We start from the raw sequence: 24,785 nt of genomic DNA, 5'->3' as shown, positions 1-24,785 counted from the left end.
ACTCACATTAAGACAACGATTGTAGATTATTTATTATCCATGTCTCTAATTGTTGCCAAGGTATTATTACAAGGTTGTTTTCATTAATTTTATCTACATTAATATCATGCCAATATGACTTTATTGCTCTTTTTGCCATTACTATTTCAATGCCATCTCTATTGCTAACTTCAAATTTTTTGCTTGAAGACCATATAATTGCAGTCTTAGTTGATACTTTTTCTAGTAAAATTAATGCTTTCTCTCCTTTTTGAAAACATGCATATGACCAAGCTGTATACACATTAAACTTGATATTTCCAAAGCAATCTGATTCAAATTCATCCTTTTGTCCTTTCAAGATGGCTAGGGGTTTTGCAGTGACCTTCGCACCTCTATTTTTCACAGATATGACTTGTACAAAAGCGATCAATTTTGCAGATCGGCAATCATTCAAAAAAGTGTATGGCCCTGAACGTTGATATTCTTCTTTGAAGTCAAGGTAGTATTTAGGTAATAGCGATTCTTCCAACTCACAATCTGGAGGAAGTGGGTCAGTTATCAATTGGAACATCTCACTTAATTCGTCATAATATTCATTCAGACTATGACAATATTCAGATGTATTTTTAGAACTGGATTCGATAGAATGTTTTAGTTGTCTTAAAATATTTAAATCATCTTCTGGGAGTTCTGAATAATATTGAAACATTAGCGCTATCACTCAAAAATAATTACAAATGTTCAAAAACCAATTAGATTTAGAATGTTTGTACAATTTTAACAACTTTCTAAAACGTCTCCTCATCTTAGTGCAACACATACTTGCTGTTATTTAGATAAGCGCGTATCTCATTTATTTTAGCTTGCTTATTACTTTCAGAGTTAAAAGACTTACTATCAAATCTAATCTATAAACAACTTAAACATAAAGCTCTAATCTAAGGCTAAGAATTTTAAATTAGATAAAAGTTTAAGAAAGAAAATCATAAATCTAGTTGTAAAAATTTCCGATGTGTCAGTTAAACTTGCGCAAATATATTACTTTGTTGATTGGGAACATACAGACTATTAGCAGCACAAAAACAAATTTTACGCTCCTTATAAACGCGAATTTACTGACTTTGCTGTTGGATAAGTAGTTGAAAATAAGCAATAGTAATCTTTGCTCTAACCAGCCACTATCCGCTAAACTCAGAAATGCTGCGTTATTCCTCATCATGTCCGATTCCCAAACTGTTAGTGCTGCTGTTGCCAAACTCTACAATACCTACCCCTTTCCGCCGGAAGCTTTGTTGGATGAACCACCTCCAGGCTACAACTGGCGCTGGAATTGGCTAGCCGCTCATAACTTCTGCACAGGGCAAAAACCCCAAAGGCAAGATATTCGGATTTTAGATGCAGGTTGCGGTACTGGTGTAGGTACAGAGTACCTAGTTCATCTCAATCCCCAAGCTTCTGTTGTGGGAATTGACCTCAGTACTGGTGCTTTAGCTGTAGCAAAAGAACGTTGTCAGCGTTCAGGCGCTAACCGAGTTGAATTTCATCACCTCAGTTTGTTTGATGTAGAACAGTTAACAGGTGAATTTGATTTAATTAACTGTGTTGGCGTTTTGCATCATACCCCCGATCCCATTCGCGGGATTCAAGCTTTGGCGAAGAAGTTAGCCCCAGGCGGCTTAATGCACATTTTTGTGTACGGGGAATTGGGGCGCTGGGAAATTCAACTGATGCAAAAAGCGATCGCACTTATTCAAGGTGACAAAAAAGGCGACTACCGCGATGGTGTTCAAGTTGGGCGACAAATATTTGCTTCCCTACCAGAAAATAACCGAATTGTCAAATACGATAAACAACGTTGGTCGCTAGAAAACAACAAGGATGAATACTTTGCTGATATGTACGTTCATCCTCAAGAAATTGACTACAACATTGAGACGCTGTTTGAATTAATTGATGCTTCGGGATTGGAATTTATTGGTTTCTCGAATCCGAGCTTTTGGGATTTAGAGAGACTTTTAGGCAAAGCACCAGAGTTAGTGGAACGGGCAAAAGAATTGAGCGATCGCCAGCTTTATCGCCTGATAGAATTATTAGACCCAGAAGTAACTCATTACGAATTTTTCCTCGGTCGTCCTCCTTTAATTAAAGCGGACTGGTCGGAAGATAACGCTCTACTAGCAGCGATTCCCGAACTGAATCCTTGTCTTGAGGGATTTCCCAGTCAATGTTTCTTTAATTACGATTACCAGATAGTTAATTTATCTTTAGCAGAGTTTGAGTTTATGCAAAGATGTGATGCTAATGCCACAGTTGCAGAGATATTGACAAATGTAGAACTGGGATTGGATGGGGTAAGAAGCCTTTTGCAACAGCAGTTGATTTTATTGACACCTGCTTAGGGAATTCAAGTAAAGAATATCTAATTATTTATTGTGGGATGGGCCTTTCGGTTATCCCACAATTAGATATTTACCCTACAAGAGCCGAACTTGCTACTTTCTCCTGTCTTTGGGAAGGCGGACGCATTCCCAAACCAAGTAAATTCAGCATTTCTCGGTCAGTATCGTAATCTGGACAGGGAGTTGTCACCGTCAACATCTTGTTATCGTCGCTGGAAAAGATAGAATTGGCTCCTGCCATAAAGCAGAAAGCTTGCTCAACTTGAGAAAGTCTCGCCCTTCCAGCGCTAAGACGCACATCGGAAGCTGGCATTAAAATTCTGGCTGTGGCAATCATCCGCACAATATCCCAAATGGGGACATCAGGCTGATTTTCTAAGGGTGTGCCTGGTACTTGGGAAAGAATGTTAATTGGCACGGACTCTGGATGAGGATGTAAGTTTGCCAAAGTTTGTAACATCCCAACCCGGTCATCGACAGTTTCGCCTAAACCCAGGATACCGCCGGAACAGACAGTGACATTTGTCTGGCGGACATTCTCAATTGTGTTCAAGCGATCGCTATATGTTCTCGTGGTAATAATTGTGCTGTAATATTCCTGCGAGGTATCTAAGTTATGGTTGTAGGCATAAAGTCCTGCTTCTTCTAATTTCCTGGCTTGATTTGCCGTCAACATACCCAGAGTGCAGCACACTTCTAAACCCATTGCCGTCACATCCTTGACCATTTCCAGGACTTCCTCAAATTGTGAGTTATCCCGGACTTCGCGCCAAGCAGCACCCATGCAGATGCGACTAACACCAGTTTCTTTAGCTTTTTGGGCGATGTTAACTACCGTTTCCTTTTCTAGGAGTGCTTGCGCTTTTACCTCTGTTTTATAGCGAGAAGATTGGGCGCAGTAGCTACAATCTTCTGGACAACCTCCCGTTTTGATAGATATAAGCTTGCAAACTTGTATTTTTGTTGGGTCATGATATTGGCGATGCACGCTAGCAGCTTGATAAATAAGCTCTAGCAATGGCGTATTGTAAATCGCCCGAATCTCTAATTCCTGCCAATCGTAGCGTATTCCCACCACATCACTATCCTTCTTGTAGACTGGGTTAAATCTTGAGCTGTCTTTTGCTTAAATCTGCTGCGGTACAGCCTTTGGGCAAAGCTATTTTATCGAAGTTGTACCCTGGAATGTGCTTTATCACCCATTGGCTCTCAATCCTTCCGCTCTAGATATTAGACATCAGCTTATCAAGATTTTGGTTGAATGGCAGATTAAGAGCAAAAATACTCACCCCATCTTTTGTAAAGGGAATTGGGAATTGGGCATTGAGCATTGGGCATTGGGAATTGGGTATAGATATATCTTTTGTCATGCTGGTCAAGAGTTCAAAGTCTATATAAAATCAGTTAATTGACCCCTGACTATTAACAACCTTTATGAAAAAACTATGACACTTGCGTAAGCCCTGATAATCAGACAGCTAATCTAGCTGCTGCTAAACCGCAGATTATGAGAGAATTTACAAAATTTAGAGATTGTTCTGGGAAGAGATCCCGCCAATTAAGTAATTTATGATATCAGAACTGCCAATAATTGCAAGCGATCGCCTATTATTGCGAGCAGCGATCCATGAAGATATACCCCAAATTCTCAAGTACTTTATTGATAACAAAATTTATCTCACTCCATTTTACCCTCTTTGGGCTGATGGCTTTTTCACTGAAGAATATTGGCAATATCAGATAGAGAATAGTTTTCTGGAATTTATCAATGGTCAATCGTTAAAACTATTTGTTTTTACCAAAAAAAATCCTACCGTAGTTATTGGAACGGTCAACTTTAGTAATTTTGTCCGAGGAGCCGCTCATTTTTGCTATGTGGGATATAGCCTTGCTGAAAATAAACAAGGTAAAGGATATATGACAGAGGGTTTAAAATCTGCAACTCAATATCTATTTGAAGAGTTAAATTTTCACCGAGTTATGGCTAACTATATGCCTCACAATCGGCGCAGTGGTAATGTACTCAAAAGGCTCGGTTTTGTCGTTGAAGGATACGCTAGAGACTATTTGTTAATTAATGGGCAATGGGAAGATCATATTTTGACAAGTCTTACAAATCCTTATTGGAAAGAACCTAAAATTTAAATAAGCTGAGGGCTATTGTCAATATTATTTAATTTCTCTAGCAAAACTGCTTTTAAAGCAATTTGTTTATAATTCATAATTATCAATTTTGTTTAGTCATTTTATAAAAGTAAGTAATTCTTAAATTGCACTCAATTACTCATTTGTAATTTTTGAGTAATACCCATCCTACAGCTATTCGCAATACTCTCATATTTATATGAGAAGGAATTTAATATATCAGTTGTGAATCTCTACAAATTCATAGTAAATTCATCATAAATACACAACAACTCCACAGGCAAATGCAATAGTAATATTTGTTCGCTAACAAACTTAGTTACTAAGGTTAGCTTTAGCCGATGTGTCCAATTTTCTTAAACAGTTGAGGAGTTTTTAAAATGCTCATTAATTCTATAAAACGCTTATCTGTCTTTTCTACTATCTTCGCTTTTGCTACCGTCTTAAACGGAGTTGTCTTAGCAGCACCAGGCCCAAATCCCAGCACTACACCAGCCTTAAAAACTCAAACTAGTGCTGTACCACACCAACCAATCAAACTCACAAATCAACAGCGCCAACAAATCCAAGTGGCTCGCCAGCAAAGAGACAAGAATATTGAGGCTCTATTAAACCCGTCCCAAGATACTAAATTTAAGGCAGCACTGCAATCCCGTCAGAGAATCAGAATAGTTTTAAAATCTTTGGATTTGAATCAAGATCAACAGAAACAAGTTCAATCAATTTTGCAAACTTATAACCTGCAATTGAAAAAAATTCTATCTTCACAGGCATCACAACCAACATCAAAACCAGGAGAAATTGCTTCACCAACATCACAACCAATTAAAAAATAAAAAATCAGTTTTATTTCATTAAGTTTAAATTTTGCAAGACTGGCGGATTTTATCCAAACTTCGGTTAAGCCAGTCTTATTTTTTTTGAATATCCAAAACTTTATTTATTTTAGAGGATGTTTGAAAAGTCGTAAAGTATACTATAAATCTCACTTCCATTTTTCTCCCCGTTGGCGTCAACCTGCCGTTAGGCAAGCAAAGAGAGGCTTTGAAACCCCCATTTTCTCGTGAGTGTTGGGGGCTAGGGGGGTTAGGTTTCTGAAGCTTTGATGTGATGAAAAATACTTTTAAAACATCCTCTTAAAAGAGGGTACGAGGTATGCAGTTACACTTAGGGACTACTTGTGTAATAGGCGATTGAAAGCGGTTTTACAAGAGCCGATACCTCATGGCAGAGGTAGAAATTTACTCGTGAGCGATTGACACGCGTCTACGAACTTACGCCAGCTAGCTTCAGTGTTCTAATTATTCTGAGTTGCCTAACCCAAAACGGGTGTATAAACTTCAACATTTATAGGGCTTATTCTGTACAAACCACTTTTCACAGGCATCTTTGACAACTTTTCTGTCTTCAGATGACAAAAGCTCATCTGGCTGACCAGAAGCTAAAATTTTAGCGGCAGTAACCGCTTTTTCATATAACACACCGCACTGAACCAGTTCTGTACAAAAGATTTTTTCTCTTTCTTCTACAGGCGTAAAAAAATTACTTGGCATTTAGAAAAAAATTGTTTAGTTTTGTTTTTAAGAGAATACTTTTTATTACTAAACTTCTTCTTCTATCTAGTGAATAATTTCAGGTAGATAAAGCATGGTTTAATGTAAAGTTTGCTAGTAATAAAAAATACAAAACTGAAATTTCTCACTGATGATTTTATCAGGCAGTTTGATACAACTACAAATTAGTCAGCGTTCTTGCTTCAATTCCACGTTTTTCAAGGTGGCTTACTTCTGCCTCCTGAAGCGCTCCCGATTTTGATATGGATCGCTTTTTGCGTCTATGCTGATGATGCTGAAGCCAGAGGTAGTATTAAAGGAAGAATGAATTAGCTTTGCTCGTAATGACTCTGGCTGAAACTCCAAACGACAAGAATTCTAGCAATCCTTTTCTCTCCCTCAACTACGAAACCGCCTTAGAATCTCTAGGAGGCGACTACTACGATGAGGTTGCAGCAGCTGAATTTCCCCAACACCTCCTGCGTTGGCGTAACGATCAACTATTACCCCGTTTTGGTCTAGACCCCCAAGTAGTCAAAGACGAAGATTTCATCGCAGCCTTTGGCCAATTTCAAGGGCGCAAACCGTTGTTAGCACTGCGTTACCACGGCTACCAATTTGGTGAATATAACGGGCAGTTGGGTGATGGTAGAGGCTTTCTCTACGGACAAGTACGCGCCAATGATGGCGAATTATACGATTTTGGCACTAAAGGTTCTGGAAGAACGCCCTACTCCCGTGGTGGCGATGGTATGCTCACGCTCAAAGGTGGGGTGCGGGAAGTTCTGGCTGCGGAAGCACTGCACTACTTGGGTGTACGTACTTCGCGCTGTCTGAGCATGATTGAAACAGGTTTACCACTCTGGCGGGGCGATGAACCTTCGCCTACCCGTTCATCTGTGATGATTAGGATGAGCAGTTCTCATATTCGGTTTGGCACTTTTGAGCGACTGCACTATTTCCAGCGTCCAGATTTAACTCAGAAGTTATTAGACCACGTAATTGAGCAGTATTATCGACACTTAAATGCTGAAGAAGATAAATATGGCTTGTTTTACGCCGAATTAGTTAAACGGGTTGCAGAACTAGTAGCGCAGTGGATGGCGGCTGGCTTTTGTCATGCAGTCCTGAATACTGACAATATGTCGATTACGGGAGAAAGCTTTGATTATGGGCCTTATGCATTTATCCCTACTTATGACCCATACTTTATCGCTGCATATTTTGACTATTCTGGACGCTACTGTTACAGTAATCAACCAATTATTTGCAAGCTAAATTTAGAAATGCTCCAGGAACCTTTAAAGGCGATTATTGATAAAGGCGATATGGAGACTAGTTTAGCTAGGTTTGATGAATATTATCAAGCTGAATACAGTTCTTTGATGTTGAAAAAGTTGGGTTTTGTGGAGTTGCAACATCCACAAGCTGAAGAACTCTTAAATCTCACGATTGAATTCTTGAAAGCCAGCCAAGTTGGTTATCACCAATTCTTTTATGAGATGGCTCGCACTTTTTCATCTAAATGGCGAGATGAACCAGGTTTTGTAATGAATAGTTCAGATATTGTACCAGTACCGGGCGCATCAGCAATTTTTGATGATTGGTGCATAGCATATCACAAAATCTTGAATGATTTTGATAGCGATCGCATTAATGTAATTGCCCAAACTCTAGCTGTTAATAATCCCAAAACGGCATTATTAAGACCTGTGATTGAATCTGTTTGGGAAGCAATTGCCCAAGAAGATAATTGGCAGCCTTTTTATGAGTTAATCAAGGCAATTCAGTCTAGGAAGTAGTCAATTTACAGCTACTTTCTTTTTAATATAGTACTTCTCGTTTGTATGCAATACACTCTGACCTCTCTCCTAAAAGGAGAGAGGCTTTGAAACTTACTCCCCAACGCTAGTAGGGAAGGGGCTGGGGGTTAGGTCTGTATTCCATGCAATTGAGAAGCGCTATATTATGAATTTTTGTGCTTGGTCAGTAGTAAGCTGTTCCACCTTTAATTTGCATAATTAGGGCGGGCAAGATGCCCACTCCACAAGATGGATAATTTATTTCTTAGAAGTCCCTTATGGATATTCAATAAATGTTGGATAGGTCTGAAGCGGGAGACTAATTCAGTTGTCTTAAAACCTCGAACTTCCCCTGCCTTTAACTAAACTGTTGAGCATAAAACCGCGCATAGCGACGCTCTAGGGCTAATAATTCTTCATGGGTTCCCGATTCGACAATTTGTCCCTGTTCGAGAACTAAAATACGATCGCACCGCCTAACTGTCGATAAACGGTGAGCAATAATAAACACTGTCCGTTTTTCCATCAATCTTTCCAGCGCTTCCTGTACCAACGCTTCAGACTCAGAATCTAATGCTGATGTCGCTTCATCGAGAATCAAGATTTGGGGATTGAGCAGAACAGCACGAGCGATCGCAATTCTTTGTCTTTGTCCACCTGATAAGTTTACCCCACGTTCGCCTACCCAAGTCTTATAACCTTCTGGTAGTTGGCTAATAAATTGATGGGCATTAGCAATTTTCGCTGCCTCCTTAACTGCTTTTATGTCAAAAATATATTGTCCAAAGGCGATATTTTGAGCAATCGTCCCCGAAAAGATGATGGTTTCTTGAGGAACAATCCCAATTTGTCGCCGCAGACTATGCAACTTCACATCTCGAATATCAACCCCGTCAATTAATATTTCACCAACTTCGGGGTCGTAAAAACGGGGTAAAAGATTCACAAATGTAGTTTTACCAGCACCAGAAGCACCCACAAGAGCGATCGCTTCACCTGGCGATACCAATAAACTAATATCTTTTAATACGGGTTCACCTGGTTTATAAGCAAAGGAAATATGACGATATTCTACTTTGCCTTTGACTGGAGGGAGAGCGATCGCATTTATCTTTTCGATTACCGTCGGCTGAATTGCCATCAATTCAAAAACGCGGTCAACTGATGCCTCACCCTGCTTAAATTCGTTGTAGTTGTTAGTAGTATGACCAATGGGATCGATTAACAGCGCCGCCGCCGCCAGATAACTGAAAAAATTCGCCACAGTCAAGTTACCTTGGGAAATTTGCCAAGCTCCCACAATCAGTAACGATAACCCACTTAAGGCTTCCAAAAATCCGATGATGGGAATCTGAATCGCTTTCAGGCGTTCGGCTGAGTATTTTGCTTTGAGGCTGCGTTCTGCTTCATGGCCAAAGCGGGCAATTTCGTAATTTTCGGCAGCAAAAGCCTGTACCAAACGAATACCGTTGAAAACTTCCGCAAGGATGGCTGATAAACCCGACACGCGATTTTGACTTTTTAAGGAATATTTGCGTAAACGTTCGCCAAACCAGCCAACTAAAATACCCATGAGTGGCGCAACTATCACTGTTGCTAATGTTAGTTGCCAATTCAGATAAATCATGTAAATCGGAATTGCTAGCAGCTGCAAAATACAGGGGATAAAGTCGTGAAATACTTTATTTACCACTTCGCCAACGCGGTCAACATCTTCCGTGAGGCGGTAAGATAAATCACCAGCTTTTGCTGTTTCAAAATAGCTGAGATTTAGCTTTTGAAGATGCGCGTAGACTTGCTGGCGGAGATGAAAAGCAACTCGCAAAGCAGCTTTTGCCATGTACATATCTTGTATAGACTGAAACAAGCCTCGAACAAGAAATACTAAAGCACAGCTGCCAGTTATTTGAGCGATCGCGACTACATTACCTTGAGCAAAGGGAATTGCCAATTTACCAGCGAGATTAATTAATACTAAAGTCGCCAGCACGTATCCCAAGATACCAATAATTCCCTTGGTAATGGTTTGCCACTGGAGTCGGATATAAGGCAGCAATTGCCAGTAATTAGAACGGGTTTTCAAGCTTGAAGATCCACAACGCTATTTTACTTTGTTTGACGCTAGCAGTTTTTAGGGAGTTTCTGAATAGTTTACTAATTAGTTACAAACTGTTTTAGCGTTCAGGTCAAAATAATCTACATACATAGAATTGGTATAAATATTAAAAGTATACCCTGCTATAGATGACAGCTTTTTAGTATTAATAAATACTTATATTTAGATTTGACCATTACTTCCACTTACGCTTCATAGTTTTGCAGCTCGAGCAATATGGATGTAGATAACTTTGGCCAAGAGATAGAAGAATTGCGATCGCGGGTACGGAAAATATGGCAGCGTACAGCAACTCAACCGAACTCACAACAAGAGCTAATAATAGAGGCTTTCGATGAACTCCAAATGTCAGTGGAAGAACTATTGGCTGCCTCCGAGGAGTTAGAGCTAACAAGAGCCGGAGCTGAGAGAGAACGCCAGCGTTACCAAGAATTATTCGATTTTGCGCCGGATGGCTACTTAGTAACTGATACCGTCGGGAAGATCCTAGAGGCTAACTATGCAGCAGCAACTATGCTCTCCATACGCCAAAAATATCTGGTAGGTAAACCATTAATTGTGTTTATTGCTCAACAAGACCGTCAGATATTTCGCTCCCTGATCAATAATTCACAGCAGATACAGGACTACATAATGGATATAAAGCCACGCTTGGGTAAATCCTTTCCTGCTAGTATCAGCGTATCTCCAGTGTATGACTTACAAGAAAAGTTGGTAGGCTGGCGTTTGTTGCTGCGTAATCTCAGCGAAGCTAAACAAGCACAAGAACAAGTGGCAAAACGCACAGAGGAACTGGCAAAAGCAAATCAGCAATTGCTGAGTGAAATTACAGAGCATAAACGAGCCAAGTCACAACTGGTGCATCTTGCGTTTCACGATGTACTGACGGGACTCCCAAACCGCGCTTTATTTATGAACCGCTTAGAAGATGCGGTCAATTATTCCCAACGGCATTCAGATTATCTATTTGCTGTCTTGTTTCTAGACCTAGATCGCTTTAAGGTGATCAATGACAGCCTGGGGCACACATTTGGAGATCAATTACTGCTTACCGTTGCTCAAAGGCTTCAAGAATGCTTGCGCTCTACAGATATGGCTGCACGGCTGGGAGGAGACGAGTTTATCATTTTGCTAGTGGGAATTAGAGATGTATTAGAAGTGGTAGGGGTTGTTGAGCGAGTACAAAAGAATCTGTCACTTCCTCTGGTTCTGGACGGGCACGAAGTCTCTACTACAGCGAGTATTGGCATTGCTTTAAGCATAACAGATTATAAACAACCAGAAGATTACTTGCGTGACGCTGATATTGCGATGTACCGAGCTAAAGCACAAGGCAGGGCCTGCTATGAGATTTTTAACCCTGATATGCATATTCAAGCAATGGCACACTTGGAGTTGGTTAACGAGCTACGCCGAGCCATTGAACTTCAAGAGTTTCGGATTTATTATCAACCGATAGTGTCACTCAGTCATGGCAAGATAACTGGTTTTGAAGCGCTTATACGTTGGTTACATCCAAAACACGGCATTGTTTTGCCAGAGTATTTCATGTCAGCTGCTCAAGAAACCGGGCTAATTATCCTTATTGAGCAGTGGGTCTTGTATGAGGCTTGTCATCAGATACATCAATGGCAAGAGCAATTCTCCTCTAGCTGTGGTGAACTGGCTGAATATCCCTTGACCATTAGTGTCAATCTTTGTACTACTAGGTTCAGTGAAGAAAACTTGCTGCCGCACATCAATAAAGTTCTCCAAGACACTGGACTCCCCGCACCGAATTTGACGCTGGAGATTACAGAAGGCGTAATTATGGAAAATCACGATCAAGCCATTATCAGGGTAAAGCAACTGAAAAATTTAGGAATTAAGTTGGCAATTGACGACTTCGGTACGGGCTATTCCTCATTAGGTCGTCTCCACCACTTTCCAATTAATCAGTTGAAGATAGACCGCTCTTTTGTTAGCGGAAGCATTTTTGATGATGGAAATTTAGATATTGTTCAGACAATTATTACATTGGCACACAAATTAGGTGTGGATGTAACCGCCGAAGGGGTAGAGACAGAAGAGCAACTAGCAATGTTGAGAAAGTTGAACTGTGAATATGGGCAGGGATATTTTTTCTCCCATCCGTTAGATAGCTCTCAGGCGACGGCATTAATTATGGCAAATCCTCAGTGGTGATGGATCTTGTGCAAAGGGAATTGCCAATTTACTGCCAAGATCGATCGATAGACCTCTTGCATAAGTGGAATAGACCCCCCTTAATCCCCCCCTTATAAAGGGGGGAAACTTGAAATCTTGCTCCCTCCCCTTCACAAGGGGAGGGTTGGGGAGGGGTAATTCAAGGATTTTTGCAAGAAGTCTAATACAAATAAACAGTGCCTTATGCTGTCGCTAACACACTCTCACTACGTTCTAAAAAATTAGCCCTCTCCTTGTAACTAAGGAAAGGGCTGAATTAATCTTAAAATACTTCGTAATTTTCCGGTTAAATTACGAATTACGAATTACGAATTACGAATTACTTAATATCCGCCTTCTTCTTCGTATTCTGGCTGTCTTTCCTTGACTTTCTTAGGAATATTCACAGGCTTTGGCGCATCTTCCCAAGCATCGCCGTCTACGTCGTCATAATCATCGTATTCGTCAACATAAGGCTTGTTATAGGGCTGGGCTTCATATTTTAGCGGCTGCGGTTGTTGATACCTGTCGTTGCCTGTTGCCTCGCTCCAGTTATCTTCTTCCTCATCTTCTTCGTATTGAATAGATTCATACTGCCGCGCCTTCATTACCTGACGCTGTGGCCTTTCCTCTTCCACATAGTCTTCATTCCATTCTTCTTCCCGCGCTATGGGTTCGGGGGCGCGAACTTTTTGCCTGGGTGGCTGCAATGGTACTCCACTAGGCAGTTGTTTATCTGGTGTAACTTGGCGCGGTGGAGTATAGCCGCCATAGTCTTCTTCTATATCTCGCTCCCAAGGTGCTTTGCCGATACCCAGACGTTCTAGTAAACCAACTGTCAACTGGTTTACTCGTTCTTCGGCTCCCTCGAATACAATCAATCGATTGGGGCCTGTGCTGACAATTTCATCGACTGAGAACTCGTAAGTACTCACAAATTGATCGGGAATTTGGGGCAATCCTAAAGAAGCAATGACTATAGATTCAAGCTTCCCGCTTTCGCCGTTGAACTTGAAGCCCCGAACTTTGCCTAAGACTTCACCTGTTTCTGTAATTACTTCCCAGTTAATCAAATTACTGAGAGATTCAACTTCGATATCTTCAATGACATCTTCGTTATCAACCAGGATAACATCACCAATCTGGCTGATGTTGTTGAGGTACATATAGCGCGGTATGCCCGAAATGGAGATCAGGCTGTCTCGCAAACCAAGAGCCACAACCTCTCGTTGATCGATATCAACCCAGACTTGACTAATGATGCCTAGCCGCTTGCCGTTGTCGCGGGTAATCACCTGGGTATTTAATATGTCGGAACGCCTAATTATCTGTTCGGAGGTCATTCTATACCGAGTCCTGATCTCGAATCCGGTTTGTATCTATACACTATTATTAACAAAAACTCAAGCAGATGTATTGGATGATTGTAACTTAATCCCCAAAACTTGAGTGTAAGCTCCTCGTGCTTGAGTAACGCCAATTGTGCGTTCGGCTGATTCTATCATCGGACGACGCAAACTCACAACTATAAATTGCGCTTGTTGTGACTGTTGTTTAATCATTCTAGCTAATCGCTCTACGTTTGCTCCATCTAGGAACATATCTACTTCGTCAAAGGCGTAAAATGGCGATGGGCGGTAGCGTTGCAGGGCAAAGATAAAGCTCAAGGCTGTGAGTGATTTTTCTCCCCCAGACATGGAAGCTAGGCGCTGTACGGGTTTACCTTTTGGATGTGCGACTAAATTTAGCCCACTACTAAAGGGATCTTCAGGATTTTCAAGTTGTAAGAAGCCGTCGCCGTCGGAAAGAATGGCAAAAATTGATTGAAAGTTTTCGTTGACAGCATCGAAAGCTTCTTTAAAGGCAAGTTGCCGCAATGTGGTAAAGTTTTCAATTCGTAAAAGTAGTTCGGTGCGTTCTCCTTCTAGTGTCTCTAATTTTTGCGTGAGTTCCTGGAGGCGGTTTTGCGTGCGTTCGTATTCTTCCAACGCCAGCATATTCACAGGTTCCATTGCCTGTAAGCGTTTGGTAAGCGATCGCAATTCTTTCTGCAATTCTTCCAAATCTACCTTATCTGGAACTTCCGGCAAGGGATTTGGTAATTCTGCTCCCACATCCCGCAACTGCGTTTGTAATGCAATTAGTTCTTCGCGGCGCTTCTCTTGGGTTTCTTGGAGTTTTTCGATTTCCCATTCCAATTGTTGTTGGCGCAAAAGATGCGATCGCACTTCTTGTTCTGTAGCGTCGCGTTTTTGTTTTTCTTCTCCTAAATTTTGTTCCATTTGATTTAACGATAAACGGGTTTGGGTGATTTGATCGTTTATCGTTGTGGTTTGTGTAAAGACGCGATGAATCGCGTCTCTACAAGAGGTTTGTTGGGTTTGGTATTCGGTGATGCGTGTCTCTGCTTCTTGGATTTTTTCTTGCGATCGTTGTTGCTGATTTTCTAAATTTTTTAATCTTTGTTCGGCTTCGCGTAACGCTGTCTCCCGTTGTTGCAATTGTTGCTCTTGAATTTTAATGGTTGCCTGGATTTGTTGCCATTCACTGGGGGTTTGGGATGCTTCTAACTCTGCTAAAGCGTGTCGCAATTGTTGCAACTGAGTTTCTTGTCCCGGTAATTCCCGCTCTAAGATTTCTAATCGGGATTGAGCAGTGGCTAATTTTTCGCTGTTTTGGGCGAGTTGCGATCGCGTCCCCTCTAATTGCCCTGTTAAACTCTTAATGTCTTTCTGCAACTGCTCCAATTGCAACTGCTGTTCTCGCCGTGCTTGACGCGATTCTGTGAGTTCTTGGCTGAGTTTTTTGGTTCTGGCTGACAAAGTAGCGATCGCTTCTGTACAACGCTCTAAAATTCGCTCAATATCCACCAAGCGACTTTTTAAAGCGATCGCTTCATCAGATTCCGCCGCTTCACCCGTACCAAATCGTAACGCTGAACGCTGAGTGTTACTACCACCAGTCATTGCACCACTGGTTTCTAAGAGTTCCCCGTCTAAGGTGACGATGCGATAAAGTCCTAAATTTTTCCGCGCCGCTTCAAGGTTGGCAAAAACTACGGTGTTACCGAAAACATAGCTGAATACATCTTTGTAACGGCGATCGCAATCGACTAAGTTAACAGCATAGTTAACGAAACCGCTAGCGAAACGCAGCGTTGCATCTTGGGTAAATTTGGGAGCGTGAATTTTATTCAGTGGTAAAAAAGTTGCCCTGCCTGCACGTTTTTGTTTGAGCAATTCAATACCTGCTGCGGCGATGCTATCATCTTCCACCACAATATGTCCCAAGCGTCCCCCAGCAGCCATTTCCAAGGCTAGCTGATGGCGGGGTTCCACTAGTCCCAACTGCACCACTAAACCGCAAACACCAGGCATTCCTGATTGTAAAATGACTTTACTAGCTTGGGTTCCTTGGACTTCTTGCTGTGCTTGCGCTTGTGCCTCGATTTTATCCAACTGGCGTTGTTTTTCTCGTTGTTCGGAAAGTAACCGTTTTTGGGTTTCCTGTTGGATTTGCAGTTCTTGTTCTGTGGCTGAGAGATTTTGGGCTAAGTTTTGGATGGGTTCGCTAGAGGTGTTAAATTCTGTTTCAATTTGACTACATTCAGTTTGTTTTTGGGCTAGTAGCGGTTCGTCGCGTTCAATTAACTGGGTTTGCTCTTGGATTAACTGCTGTAACTGATTATTGCGTTCTCTGAGTTGTGCTTGTTCGGTGCGTTGCGGTTCTAGAGTGTGCAGCAAAGCTTCTATTTGACGGTTGAATGCTGTTTGTTGCTGCACCCAGGCTTCCGAAGCCGAGGCGATTTCTGCGGCGGCTTCGCGGGAGGTTTCTAGAGATTGTTGTGCTTCATTTCTTTGTTGCTGGGAAGACGCGATGAATCGCGTCTCTACAAGTTGGGTTTCGGAAATTTCTTGTAGGGAATGGCGGTGTTTTTCAATCTCTTGCTGAGTTTGAGCTAAACGTTTGGCGGTTTCTTGGGAAGTTGTTTGTAATTCCGTTAGCTGGCGCTGGAGTTGTTTACGTTCTGCTTCTTGGGTGGCGAGGGTAGATTGTACCGCCAAAAGTTCCTCTTCTCCCAATGCTTTGACGTGGGCATTGAGTTGTTCGAGTTCAGCAGTTTTTTGGACGATTTCGGAATTTAGGTTGGTGAGTTGGGTAGTGAGTTCAGTAGAATTGCGATCGCCTGTTTGAATTTCGTGAACTAATTTTTCTTGTTGTGCTTGTAGCGATCGCCATGATAATACAGCTTCCCAGGATTGTTTTGCTAGAAATTCTGTGCGGAGTTTTTGATATTTCTCAGCTTTCGCCCGATCTTGGGAAAGGCGATCGCGTTGTGCAGTTAATTCCGTTTCAATAATCCGACAGCTATCTTCCTTTTCCTTCACCTCATCTAAAGTTGATTTGGCTTGGACAATTTTGCGATCAAACGCTGCCACCCCAGCTAATTCATCAATAATTTCCCGTCGTTCCCGCCCATTCATCGAGATAATGCTGGTGACATCCCCTTGCAGTACTACATTGTAGCCTTCAGGATAAACCCGTAGATTACTTAGTTCCCCATGCAACTCTGTTAACGTGCAAGGTACACCATTGATATAGTAATTCGATGTGTAAGTCCCTTGGTGAGTGACTCGTAGCCTTCTAGTAACACTCCACTCGTCCAATTTTGGATTTTGGACTTCGGCTTCGCTCAGTCGAGCGATTTTGGATTTTAGATTTTCTTCCCCTGCTTCCTCTACTTCCCCTACTTCCTCTACTTCCTCCCTTTGTGCCTTTGTGTCTTTGTGTGATATCTCATCTGACAAATCAAACGTTACCGTGACGCTAGCCTCAATCGAAGCACGTCCTTTAGCCGTTTGAGTGTTATTTACCAAATCCGGTAAGCGTTCGGCTCGCATTCCCTTAGAACTGGAGAGTCCCAGGCAAAAGAGCAATGCATCTAAGATATTAGACTTACCCGAACCATTTGGCCCAGATATGACAGTACACCCCGGTAGCAAAGGGACAGAAGTAGTGCCACCGAAGGATTTGAAGTTCGTAAGTTCCACGCGCTTGATGTGCACCATAGGCGCTGGTTCCCTGGGCTAATGAAGAACAAGTGTATCAACTAATTAAGAATTCGCAAGAGGGTAGGAGGGAGGATTGGGGATTATTGTAGACGCGTTGCGATGAGCCTGCAAGCTTCACCCAAAAGGCTTACCACAGGCGATCGCTCAGTGTACGGCAAAAATTTTGATGTCGCAAACTGACCATCAAAATTTTCCCAGAGCAGATAATATCATGTCTGACTAATTACTTGTAATTCAAAAATCTCTGCGTTTGCGTGTGTTTGCGTCAGTCCTAAATTACAACTATTCAACCAGAACGAACTCAGGAAAAGTTTAAGTAATAAGAATAATTAGTTGGTATAGTTTAAATCATTTATTCTGTCTCTGTCGTCTTCGCTCGATCGTGACAACAAAGCGATCGCATTTTTATCTCAGGATATAACTAGTTTGAAATACGCTCAAGGCATTCTCACACAGTAATGTTACCTGCTAAGGAACTGAGGGGAACAAGAGAAAAAAGTAATTCAACCAAATGGTAGAGGATATTAAAAGCACCAAATGAATTTATAATAAAGTAATCTTTACAATTGAAAAAACGTAGAAAGAAAGTCATCTTTACTACCCTAATCCGTTGTCTGTGATATGGTTCTTAACCCCAAATATTTGTAGAAATTAGTAATGAAGAAATTAATTAAAGGTCTGCGCGAATTTAAATCTAGCTATTTTTCGACACATCAAAAATTATTTGAGCAACTTTCACACGGTCAAAAACCCAGAGTATTATTTATTACCTGTTCTGATTCGCGTCTCGATCCAAATCTAATTACACAAGCCCAAGTTGGTGAATTATTTGTCATTCGCAATGCAGGTAACATCATTCCACCCTATGGGGCAAGTAATGGCGGTGAAGGTGCGACAATTGAATATGCTGTTCAAGCTTTAGATGTTCGCCAAATTATTATTTGTGGTCATTCTCATTGCGGTGCAATGAAAGGATTAATGAAGTTACACAATCTCAGCGATGAAATGCCGCTTGTACATGATTGGCTTAAATATGCAGAAGCAACTCGAAGGCTAGTTATAGACCACTATAGCCACTATGACGAAGAAGAACTACTAGAGATTATGATAGCCGAAAATGTTCTGACTCAAATTGAGAATTTGCGGACATATCCAGTGATTCACTCTAAGCTTTATCAGGGGGAACTCAGCATTTATGCTTGGATTTATCACATTGAAACAGGAGAAGTTTTCGCATACGATCCCCAGAAGCACGCTTATGTTTTGCCTCAAACTCTGTTTGCAGAATCAGAAATAGATGAGTCATTCAGAGGTGAGGTTACAAATACCAATTTAGCTGTGCGTTCCCCCCAAAACCAGCAGGATGATGTTCAACCTTATGAGAAACAGTCTGTTTCTCCATTTGAGTGGTTTCCAATGAGACGACTTTCTCCAGAGCAGATGGAGCGAATTTATCGAGGTTCAAATAATGGAAGTTGAAAGATAAAAATATAGAATTTCAAACATTCTATTAGAGGGTTGAGGGTGAGGTTTTTCCACCCTGCCCTCCCCGAAACGGAAAGGGAGGAGCAATGAAAAATTCAGCTTTTGCTCCCCTCTCCGTGTCGGCTACAGTGTACAGTGATCTATCCCGCCTCGGAATAAATTCCGAGTCTCATAAGCAAAGTCCTCTAAAAGAGGACTAAACTAAATTTCTTGTTTAGTCCTCTTTTAGAGGACTCTAGCTATCAGCCCGGAACTTTAGTTCTGGGCGGGATATTTGCTCAGTGTAAGACTTTCACTTGAATAGAAATATTGGGTGGGTGGGTAGGATTTTTAGAGATGTGTGTACACCGTAGCTCCGTGTCGGAGAGGGGTTGGGGGAGAGGTCAAATAATACTTGTCGAACTTACGTTTATTTAAGCAAGTCAAAATAGAGACTTATACAGATATAAGTCTCTATTTGGCTTCCATGTTGATGCTAACTGAAAGCTTCAGTTATTCTTTTATGGCTTTTTTACAGCATCAATTTTTGCTTCTACCTTCACCGTCTTCACACCTTGGACTTCTTTAGCCAAGGTTTCAGCTTTCTTGAGTTCTTCAACAGAAGCAGCTGTACCTTTGAGGATAATTTCACTCTGTTTGTTTTCAACTTGTAACTTGTTGCCTGGTAAGCCTTTATTTAACTTAGCGCTAACTTCAGTTTTTAAGTCGCTCTTAGCTTTTGTTGCTGCCATTTTTTCAGCATCGGTTTTAACTTTAGTACCTGTACTAGCTGCTAAAGGAGTAGTTTGTGTTTCTGGCACTTTGGCAGTTTGATTTGTGTTTGAAGCTGGTTTTGCTGGTGCTTGAGCGGCTTCATTAGTTGTGCTAGGAGTTTCGGAACCAGTTTTAGGAGCCTCTTGGCAGCCAAAAGTACCAACTACCAAAATGCTACTAACTACTAATAGAATTAGTTTTTTCATTATTTATCTCCGAATTGAATACTTGAAGCGGTTAATTGAGGTGTGTGTGATGGTGAGGAGCAAATTTAAAAAAACAATTAAAAGTGAAGTAGCAAAAGTGCTTCAGCAATAGCTCAGGTTACTGAAAATTGAAATTTGGACGATTTCTTGAAGCTAAGATTTTGCACCCGGTTTTGAGAAATGTCAATTCAATTTTTCTGACGGCTGCTAACCAGGATGGCTTTACACCCAGTCTGTGGCTTTCGATGAATTTAATGTAGATGCACAGTAGCTCTTTTGATGGTAGACTATGCCACTCCACAGTAGTGACTCGATGTTATCAGATTTGAGTCAATTTGGCGATGTCTATGACGAACTTCAAACTTCAGCTTTTTTGCAATTCTGTATAAGCATTCTTGCCAGCAAAATGTTACTTTATAAAACTATGGCTTACTTACAATGCCTTAAATATCAGGAAATATTAGTCAATGCCCTACCTTACTTCGGCTAGCGAAATTCGTGCCATTGTTGCTGAATATACAAACGCTAAAACATTGTGGATAGATACAGAAGTCGCTGACTACAAAAGTCGTAATCCCCGATTATCGCTGATTCAGGTATTAGATGATCCTCAAGATATGAGTGGCGATCGCGTCTATCTTTTAGATGTATTAGACCAACCTAATATTATAGCTGAATTTATTGATAAAATTATGATAAATTCTGCCATTGAAAAAGTTTTTCACAACACGAGTTACGATCTAAAATTTCTCGGTAGCAAGAAAGCCAAAAATATTACTTGCACTTTGGATATGGCCAAAAAAATTCCCTACTATCTTTTGCCATTACCCAACTACCAACTCCAGACCATAGCTACAGCACTTTGTAGCTTTAATAATATCGATAAACAAGAACAAAAAAGCGATTGGGCAAAACGCCCTCTGACTGAAGAACAGATAGAGTATGCTTACCTAGACTGCATTTATCTTGCTCAAATTCACCTAAACTTGTTAGGCTTACAAGCCCAAGCCAGCCCCGAACCTGCAACAGAAGACTTAAGTTCGCTAAGTGCTAGATACTCGCAAGTTGAGCAGCAGTGGAAGTTGTTGAATTCAGAATTTGAGCATTTGCAAGAACGTATAAAAAAAGCCATGCAGACTCAGAATATATCAGAAACTTATGATTATAAGCTGACTAGTTATGAACGAACTACAATCAAAGCTGCATTTACAGAATTGGCAAAGCTAGCACAAACTCAAGGTATTAATTTAGATTTTCCGATTACGCTAACTCAGAAACTCCAAAAAGATTTAGGGCAAAATCTAGAACAACTATCTGTAGATATTGATAAAAATACCTCTTGGCGGCTAACTTCTAAAACTCCAGAGAGTGAAGCTGAGGATGAGTAAATTGTTCATCAGGCTACAAATGTCTGATTTTATAGAGTGATTGTGAAGAATAAATATTGAAATTTAATAATTCTTTCCTCCTCCCTTATCTGAGAAATCTATAAAATATTAGGGAAATTTGTCAATTAACTTGAAAGGACGATCAAAAGTTAGAATAGTTATTGAGTTAAAGAATTAAAATCTAGATTTTGGTATTAATTCCATTCAGGTATTATGGCAGTTTATATTAACTTATGAGACGGCGTTTATTTGGGCAAAAGCGAACAAGGGTAAATACTTTATTTACCATAGCTATTTTTACGACATTGACAGCAACTAGCACTATTTCTTGTAGTAAGAATGACAATGTATTAGTAACAGAAATAGGAGTTAGTCAACCTAGCCGTGGTTCAGCTACAACTTCCATTGGTGGGGAATTTTATCTTCAGGGAAAGAATCAGCATTTAAACGGCGACTTGCAAGCCGCGATCGCTTCTTATAGTAAGGCAATTAGTCAAAATTCTCAGTATGGCGCTGCCTACAACGCGCGGGGATTAGCCTACTTTGATTTGGGAGACAAGGAAAAAGCGATCGCAGATTACAATCAAGCCCTCCGCATCAATCCTAACGACGCCGAAGCCTACAATAACTTGGGGAATGCCCGCGCGTCACTGGGAAATAACAGAGAAGCAGTTAAAGATTACAGTGAAGCAATTCGCCTGAATCCCAACTATGCCGAAGCCTACAATAACCGAGGAAATGCCCACGCCACCAATGGAGATAAAAAAGGGGCACTAGATGATTTTGACCAAGCAATTCTGCTCAACCCAAAATATGCGATCGCCTATAATAACCGAGGAAATGCTCGTGCTACCAATGGAGAACTAGAAGGGGCGATCGCAGATTACAATCAAGCCATTCGCCTCAATCGTAACTTTGCCCCTGCCTACAATAACCGAGGAAATGTCCGCGCCAGCAATGGAGACAAAGAGGGGGCGCTCAAGGACTTACAACAAGCAGCAAGTATTTTTCAAAGTCAAGGTAACAACGACTTATACCAACAAGTGATGAATAATATCAAAGAACTTGGACAGTAGCAGAGGGGCAGGGGAGCAGGGGACAAGGGGACAAGGGGACAAGGGGACAAGGGGGACAAGGGGGAATTATAGAACAAGTCTCTCCCAAGTCTCCCCCCTCTTCTCGATCTACCTTGTCTCTTCTCCATGCCCAATGCCCAATGCCCAATGCCCAATGCCCAATGCCCAATGCTTAATGACAAATGACAAATGCCCAATGCTTAATGACAAATGACAAATGACAAATGACAAATGACAAATGACAAAATCACATCCCAGAACCAATGTGAATGCGATCTTCAACTTCCGCAAATTTTTCCTGTGCCTGTTGTTCAGTACTCAATAGTGAAACGACGATCGCTACAATAAACGCCAGTGGGATACTGATTAATCCAGGATTTTTCAGGGGAAAGGGTGCAGAAGCGTGCTTGAGAATTGTAACTTGAATAGTAGGTGATAAATAAATCAGCACCAAAGAGGAGACAGTTCCTACTAACATACTTGCAACTGCACCATTGGTTGTGAAGCGTCGCCAAAGCATGGATAAGAGCAATGCTGGGAAGTTTGCACTCGCAGCGATCGCAAATGCTAAACCTACCATATAAGCCACGTTTTGCCCTTTAAACAAGATGCCCAGGAATATTGCCACTAATCCCAAAAGCATTGTCGCACCGCGAGCCACCTTCAGTTGTTCTGACTCATCGGCATGACCCGAACGCACTACGTTCACCCACAAATCATGAGACAGTGCAGCCGCACCTGAAAGTGTCAATCCAGCAACAACCGCCAAAATCGTCGCAAAGGAAACAGCAGCAATAAAACCTAAGAAAGCATCACCACCGAGAAATTCTGCCAACATCGGCGCAGCCATATTACCACCAGTACCAATTTGCTTGATGGCATCTTGACCTACTAACACCATTGCTCCAAAACCTAGAATAAAGGTAAGGAGATAAAAAACGCCAATAAAAGCTGTGGCATAAGTAACAGAGAGCCGCGCTGCTTTAGCGTCGGGTACTGTGTAGAAACGCATCAGGATGTGGGGTAATCCAGCAGTGCCGAACATCAACGACATCCCCAAGGAGATAGCATCAAAAGGATCGGAAACCAGTTTGCCTGGAGCTAATACACCTGTATACTTTTGAGATGCAGCAGCGAAAAGAGCAATCGGGTTAAAGTCAAATCGTGCCAGTACCAAGATAGCTAGTAAGATAGTTCCGCCAAGCAACAAAATTGCTTTGATAATTTGTACCCAGGTGGTGGCAATCATCCCGCCAAAAATCACATAAGCCATCATCACACAACCGACGATGACCACAGCTAATTCATAATCAAAGCCAAACAATAGTTTGATTAGCTCCCCAGCACCTACCATCTGGGCAATTAAGTAAAAGCTAATTACTACCAGCGTTCCAATTGCAGAGGCAATACGTACAGGTTTTTGCTGCAAGCGAAAAGCCACTACATCAGCAAAAGTGTATTTACCTAAGTTACGTAGTGGTTCGGCAATTAGGAACATGACAATCGGCCAGCCCACCAAGAAGCCGATAGAATAAATTAAGCCGTCAAAGCCGTTGAGTGCGACCAGTCCAGCGATACCTAAAAAGCTAGCTGCACTCATAAAGTCTCCTGCTAGGGCCAGCCCATTTTGGAAACCGCTAATCTTACCGCCAGCTGTATAGAACTGTGCCGTATTTTTGGTGAGCTTTGCCGCCCAATAGGTAATGCCTAAAGAACTTACAACAAACAGAAAAAAGAAAGCGATCGCCAACGGGTTAAACTTACCAAGACTGGTAATATCCGCCGCCAGTGGCAGATTGAACCACACACTATTCATGCTTTTTTTGGTTTAGTATTTTTGAATTTGGGACTAGAAATTGCTTATAGCTAATTGCCTTACTCAGCACTCAGCACTTTTTTACTTGCGTGTCAGCCTTGCAATTTGGTCGTCATAACTACTATTTGCCCAACGCACATAGATAAAAATTAATACCCATGCTGAGACAATTACCAGCGCCCCTAGTAAAATTCCCAGGCTGAGGCCAGGAACTACTAATGACCCCAGCAGGGGTTTATTGAACGCGATTAATAGGATAAAGCCAAAGTAAATAAACATCATGGCTCCAGTCAGAATCAAGGATACCCGCCAACGTTCAGCGGCGAGTGCCTGGAGAGCCTTTGTGCGATCGTTCATGTCTTCCTTTAGGTTGAGAAGATTAGGTCAGATTGTCTCATTGAAGCTGATTTCTGCGTAATTTTCTTAAAGATTATTAGTAAATATATTGCTATATCAGGTAATAAAATTAACTTTGCAAAGTGATATACCCAAATAACAAGACAATAGCGACTCTGTTTTGAGTCAAGAAATATAAAACTATAGATGCAGTTAGACACAAATAAAGCTCATCGATTTGTGATTTTGCACATTTAAGTATTTTATTATACATTAAAATTGATTTATTAGCTAACAAATTAACTTTTTAGATACTAAAAAATAAAATAAATACGTAGTTATTCCCAGGTTTTAAAATCCTTCAAGTGTTATGAACTACTTTTTTTAAGCTATAAAATCAACTGAGATTAATAAAAGTAGTAAATTTTAATTTATAAAATATACCAAAAATTACAGTAGTGACTTAAGTAAG

General features: G+C 41.1%; 17 protein-coding genes. 8 read left to right on the top strand and 9 right to left on the bottom strand.

The genetic code is table 11. The annotated features are described in order from the left end of the window. Positions 1-7: 7 nt before the first annotated feature. Positions 8-691: a hypothetical protein gene (locus tag RMZ95_RS12530; RefSeq protein ID WP_322683832.1), complete on the bottom strand. Its 684-nt coding sequence runs from the start codon at positions 689-691 to the stop codon at positions 8-10. Positions 692-1,199: 508 nt separating this feature from the next. Between RMZ95_RS12530 and RMZ95_RS12525 the strand changes: the two genes are divergently transcribed. Then, a complete protein-coding gene (locus RMZ95_RS12525) occupies positions 1,200-2,381 on the top strand; it encodes a class I SAM-dependent methyltransferase (RefSeq protein WP_322683831.1) in 1,182 nt (393 codons plus the stop codon). A 70-nt stretch (positions 2,382-2,451) separates the two neighbouring features. Here RMZ95_RS12525 and bioB read toward each other — a convergent pair whose 3' ends face one another. Continuing rightward, positions 2,452-3,459 (bottom strand): biotin synthase BioB, encoded by a 1,008-nt coding sequence (gene bioB / locus RMZ95_RS12520; RefSeq protein WP_322683830.1) that lies wholly within the window; start codon positions 3,457-3,459, stop codon positions 2,452-2,454. Positions 3,460-3,950: 491 nt separating this feature from the next. Here bioB and RMZ95_RS12515 point away from each other — a divergent pair, with 491 nt between their 5' ends. Both RMZ95_RS12515 and RMZ95_RS12510 read left to right on the top strand, forming a co-directional pair. Then, the gene (locus RMZ95_RS12515) at positions 3,951-4,526 is read left to right on the top strand and encodes a GNAT family N-acetyltransferase (RefSeq protein WP_322683829.1); all 576 of its coding nucleotides are present in this window, start codon (positions 3,951-3,953) and stop codon (positions 4,524-4,526) included. A 380-nt stretch (positions 4,527-4,906) separates the two neighbouring features. Then, positions 4,907-5,362 carry a hypothetical protein gene (locus tag RMZ95_RS12510; protein ID WP_322683828.1) on the top strand — a complete coding sequence of 152 codons (456 nt, stop codon included), beginning with the start codon at positions 4,907-4,909 and terminating at the stop codon, positions 5,360-5,362. A gap of 504 nt (positions 5,363-5,866) precedes the next feature. On the opposite strand, the gene RMZ95_RS12505 is transcribed toward RMZ95_RS12510, so the two are convergent. Continuing rightward, positions 5,867-6,079, bottom strand: coding sequence for a hypothetical protein (locus RMZ95_RS12505; protein WP_322672072.1), 213 nt, complete (start codon positions 6,077-6,079; stop codon positions 5,867-5,869). Positions 6,080-6,423: 344 nt separating this feature from the next. Between RMZ95_RS12505 and RMZ95_RS12500 the strand changes: the two genes are divergently transcribed. Beyond that, the gene (locus RMZ95_RS12500) at positions 6,424-7,881 is read left to right on the top strand and encodes a protein adenylyltransferase SelO (protein WP_322683827.1); all 1,458 of its coding nucleotides are present in this window, start codon (positions 6,424-6,426) and stop codon (positions 7,879-7,881) included. A gap of 358 nt (positions 7,882-8,239) precedes the next feature. On the opposite strand, the gene RMZ95_RS12495 is transcribed toward RMZ95_RS12500, so the two are convergent. Then, complete coding sequence (locus RMZ95_RS12495) at positions 8,240-9,964, bottom strand: ABC transporter ATP-binding protein (protein WP_322683826.1); 1,725 nt, start codon at positions 9,962-9,964, stop codon at positions 8,240-8,242. Between the two features lie 249 nt (positions 9,965-10,213). On the opposite strand from RMZ95_RS12495, the gene RMZ95_RS12490 reads away from it, so the two are divergent. Then, positions 10,214-12,181, top strand: a complete 1,968-nt coding sequence (locus RMZ95_RS12490) for a putative bifunctional diguanylate cyclase/phosphodiesterase (protein ID WP_322683825.1) — start codon at positions 10,214-10,216, stop codon at positions 12,179-12,181. Between the two features lie 344 nt (positions 12,182-12,525). Here RMZ95_RS12490 and RMZ95_RS12485 read toward each other — a convergent pair whose 3' ends face one another. Then, positions 12,526-13,524 (bottom strand): PRC-barrel domain-containing protein, encoded by a 999-nt coding sequence (locus RMZ95_RS12485; RefSeq protein WP_322683824.1) that lies wholly within the window; start codon positions 13,522-13,524, stop codon positions 12,526-12,528. A 60-nt stretch (positions 13,525-13,584) separates the two neighbouring features. Then, entirely contained in the window at positions 13,585-17,250 is a 3,666-nt protein-coding gene (gene smc, locus RMZ95_RS12480) for a chromosome segregation protein SMC (protein WP_322683823.1), read from the bottom strand. Positions 17,251-17,910: 660 nt separating this feature from the next. Here smc and RMZ95_RS12475 point away from each other — a divergent pair. Further along, a complete protein-coding gene (locus RMZ95_RS12475) occupies positions 17,911-18,732 on the top strand; it encodes a carbonic anhydrase (RefSeq protein WP_322673483.1) in 822 nt (273 codons plus the stop codon). A gap of 506 nt (positions 18,733-19,238) precedes the next feature. Here RMZ95_RS12475 and RMZ95_RS12470 read toward each other — a convergent pair. Further along, positions 19,239-19,697 carry a BON domain-containing protein gene (locus RMZ95_RS12470; protein ID WP_322683822.1) on the bottom strand — a complete coding sequence of 153 codons (459 nt, stop codon included), beginning with the start codon at positions 19,695-19,697 and terminating at the stop codon, positions 19,239-19,241. Positions 19,698-20,164: 467 nt separating this feature from the next. Between RMZ95_RS12470 and RMZ95_RS12465 the strand changes: the two genes are divergently transcribed. Together RMZ95_RS12465 and RMZ95_RS12460 are read left to right on the top strand one after the other, a co-directional pair. Next, positions 20,165-21,085, top strand: coding sequence for a ribonuclease D (locus tag RMZ95_RS12465; protein ID WP_322683821.1), 921 nt, complete (start codon positions 20,165-20,167; stop codon positions 21,083-21,085). Between the two features lie 233 nt (positions 21,086-21,318). After that, entirely contained in the window at positions 21,319-22,161 is an 843-nt protein-coding gene (locus RMZ95_RS12460; protein WP_322683820.1) for a tetratricopeptide repeat protein, read from the top strand. 247 nt (positions 22,162-22,408) lie between these two features. Here RMZ95_RS12460 and RMZ95_RS12455 read toward each other — a convergent pair whose 3' ends face one another. Beyond that, positions 22,409-23,977, bottom strand: a complete 1,569-nt coding sequence (locus RMZ95_RS12455) for a sodium:solute symporter family transporter (protein ID WP_322683819.1) — start codon at positions 23,975-23,977, stop codon at positions 22,409-22,411. 81 nt (positions 23,978-24,058) lie between these two features. Beyond that, positions 24,059-24,334 carry a DUF485 domain-containing protein gene (locus RMZ95_RS12450; RefSeq protein ID WP_094349845.1) on the bottom strand — a complete coding sequence of 92 codons (276 nt, stop codon included), beginning with the start codon at positions 24,332-24,334 and terminating at the stop codon, positions 24,059-24,061. Positions 24,335-24,785: the final 451 nt, after the last annotated feature.

The organism is Nostoc sp. DedQUE07 (assembly GCF_034530975.2).
In the GTDB taxonomy this organism is placed as follows: domain Bacteria; phylum Cyanobacteriota; class Cyanobacteriia; order Cyanobacteriales; family Nostocaceae; genus Nostoc.
This window is presented reverse-complemented; position numbering and strand designations above follow the sequence as displayed.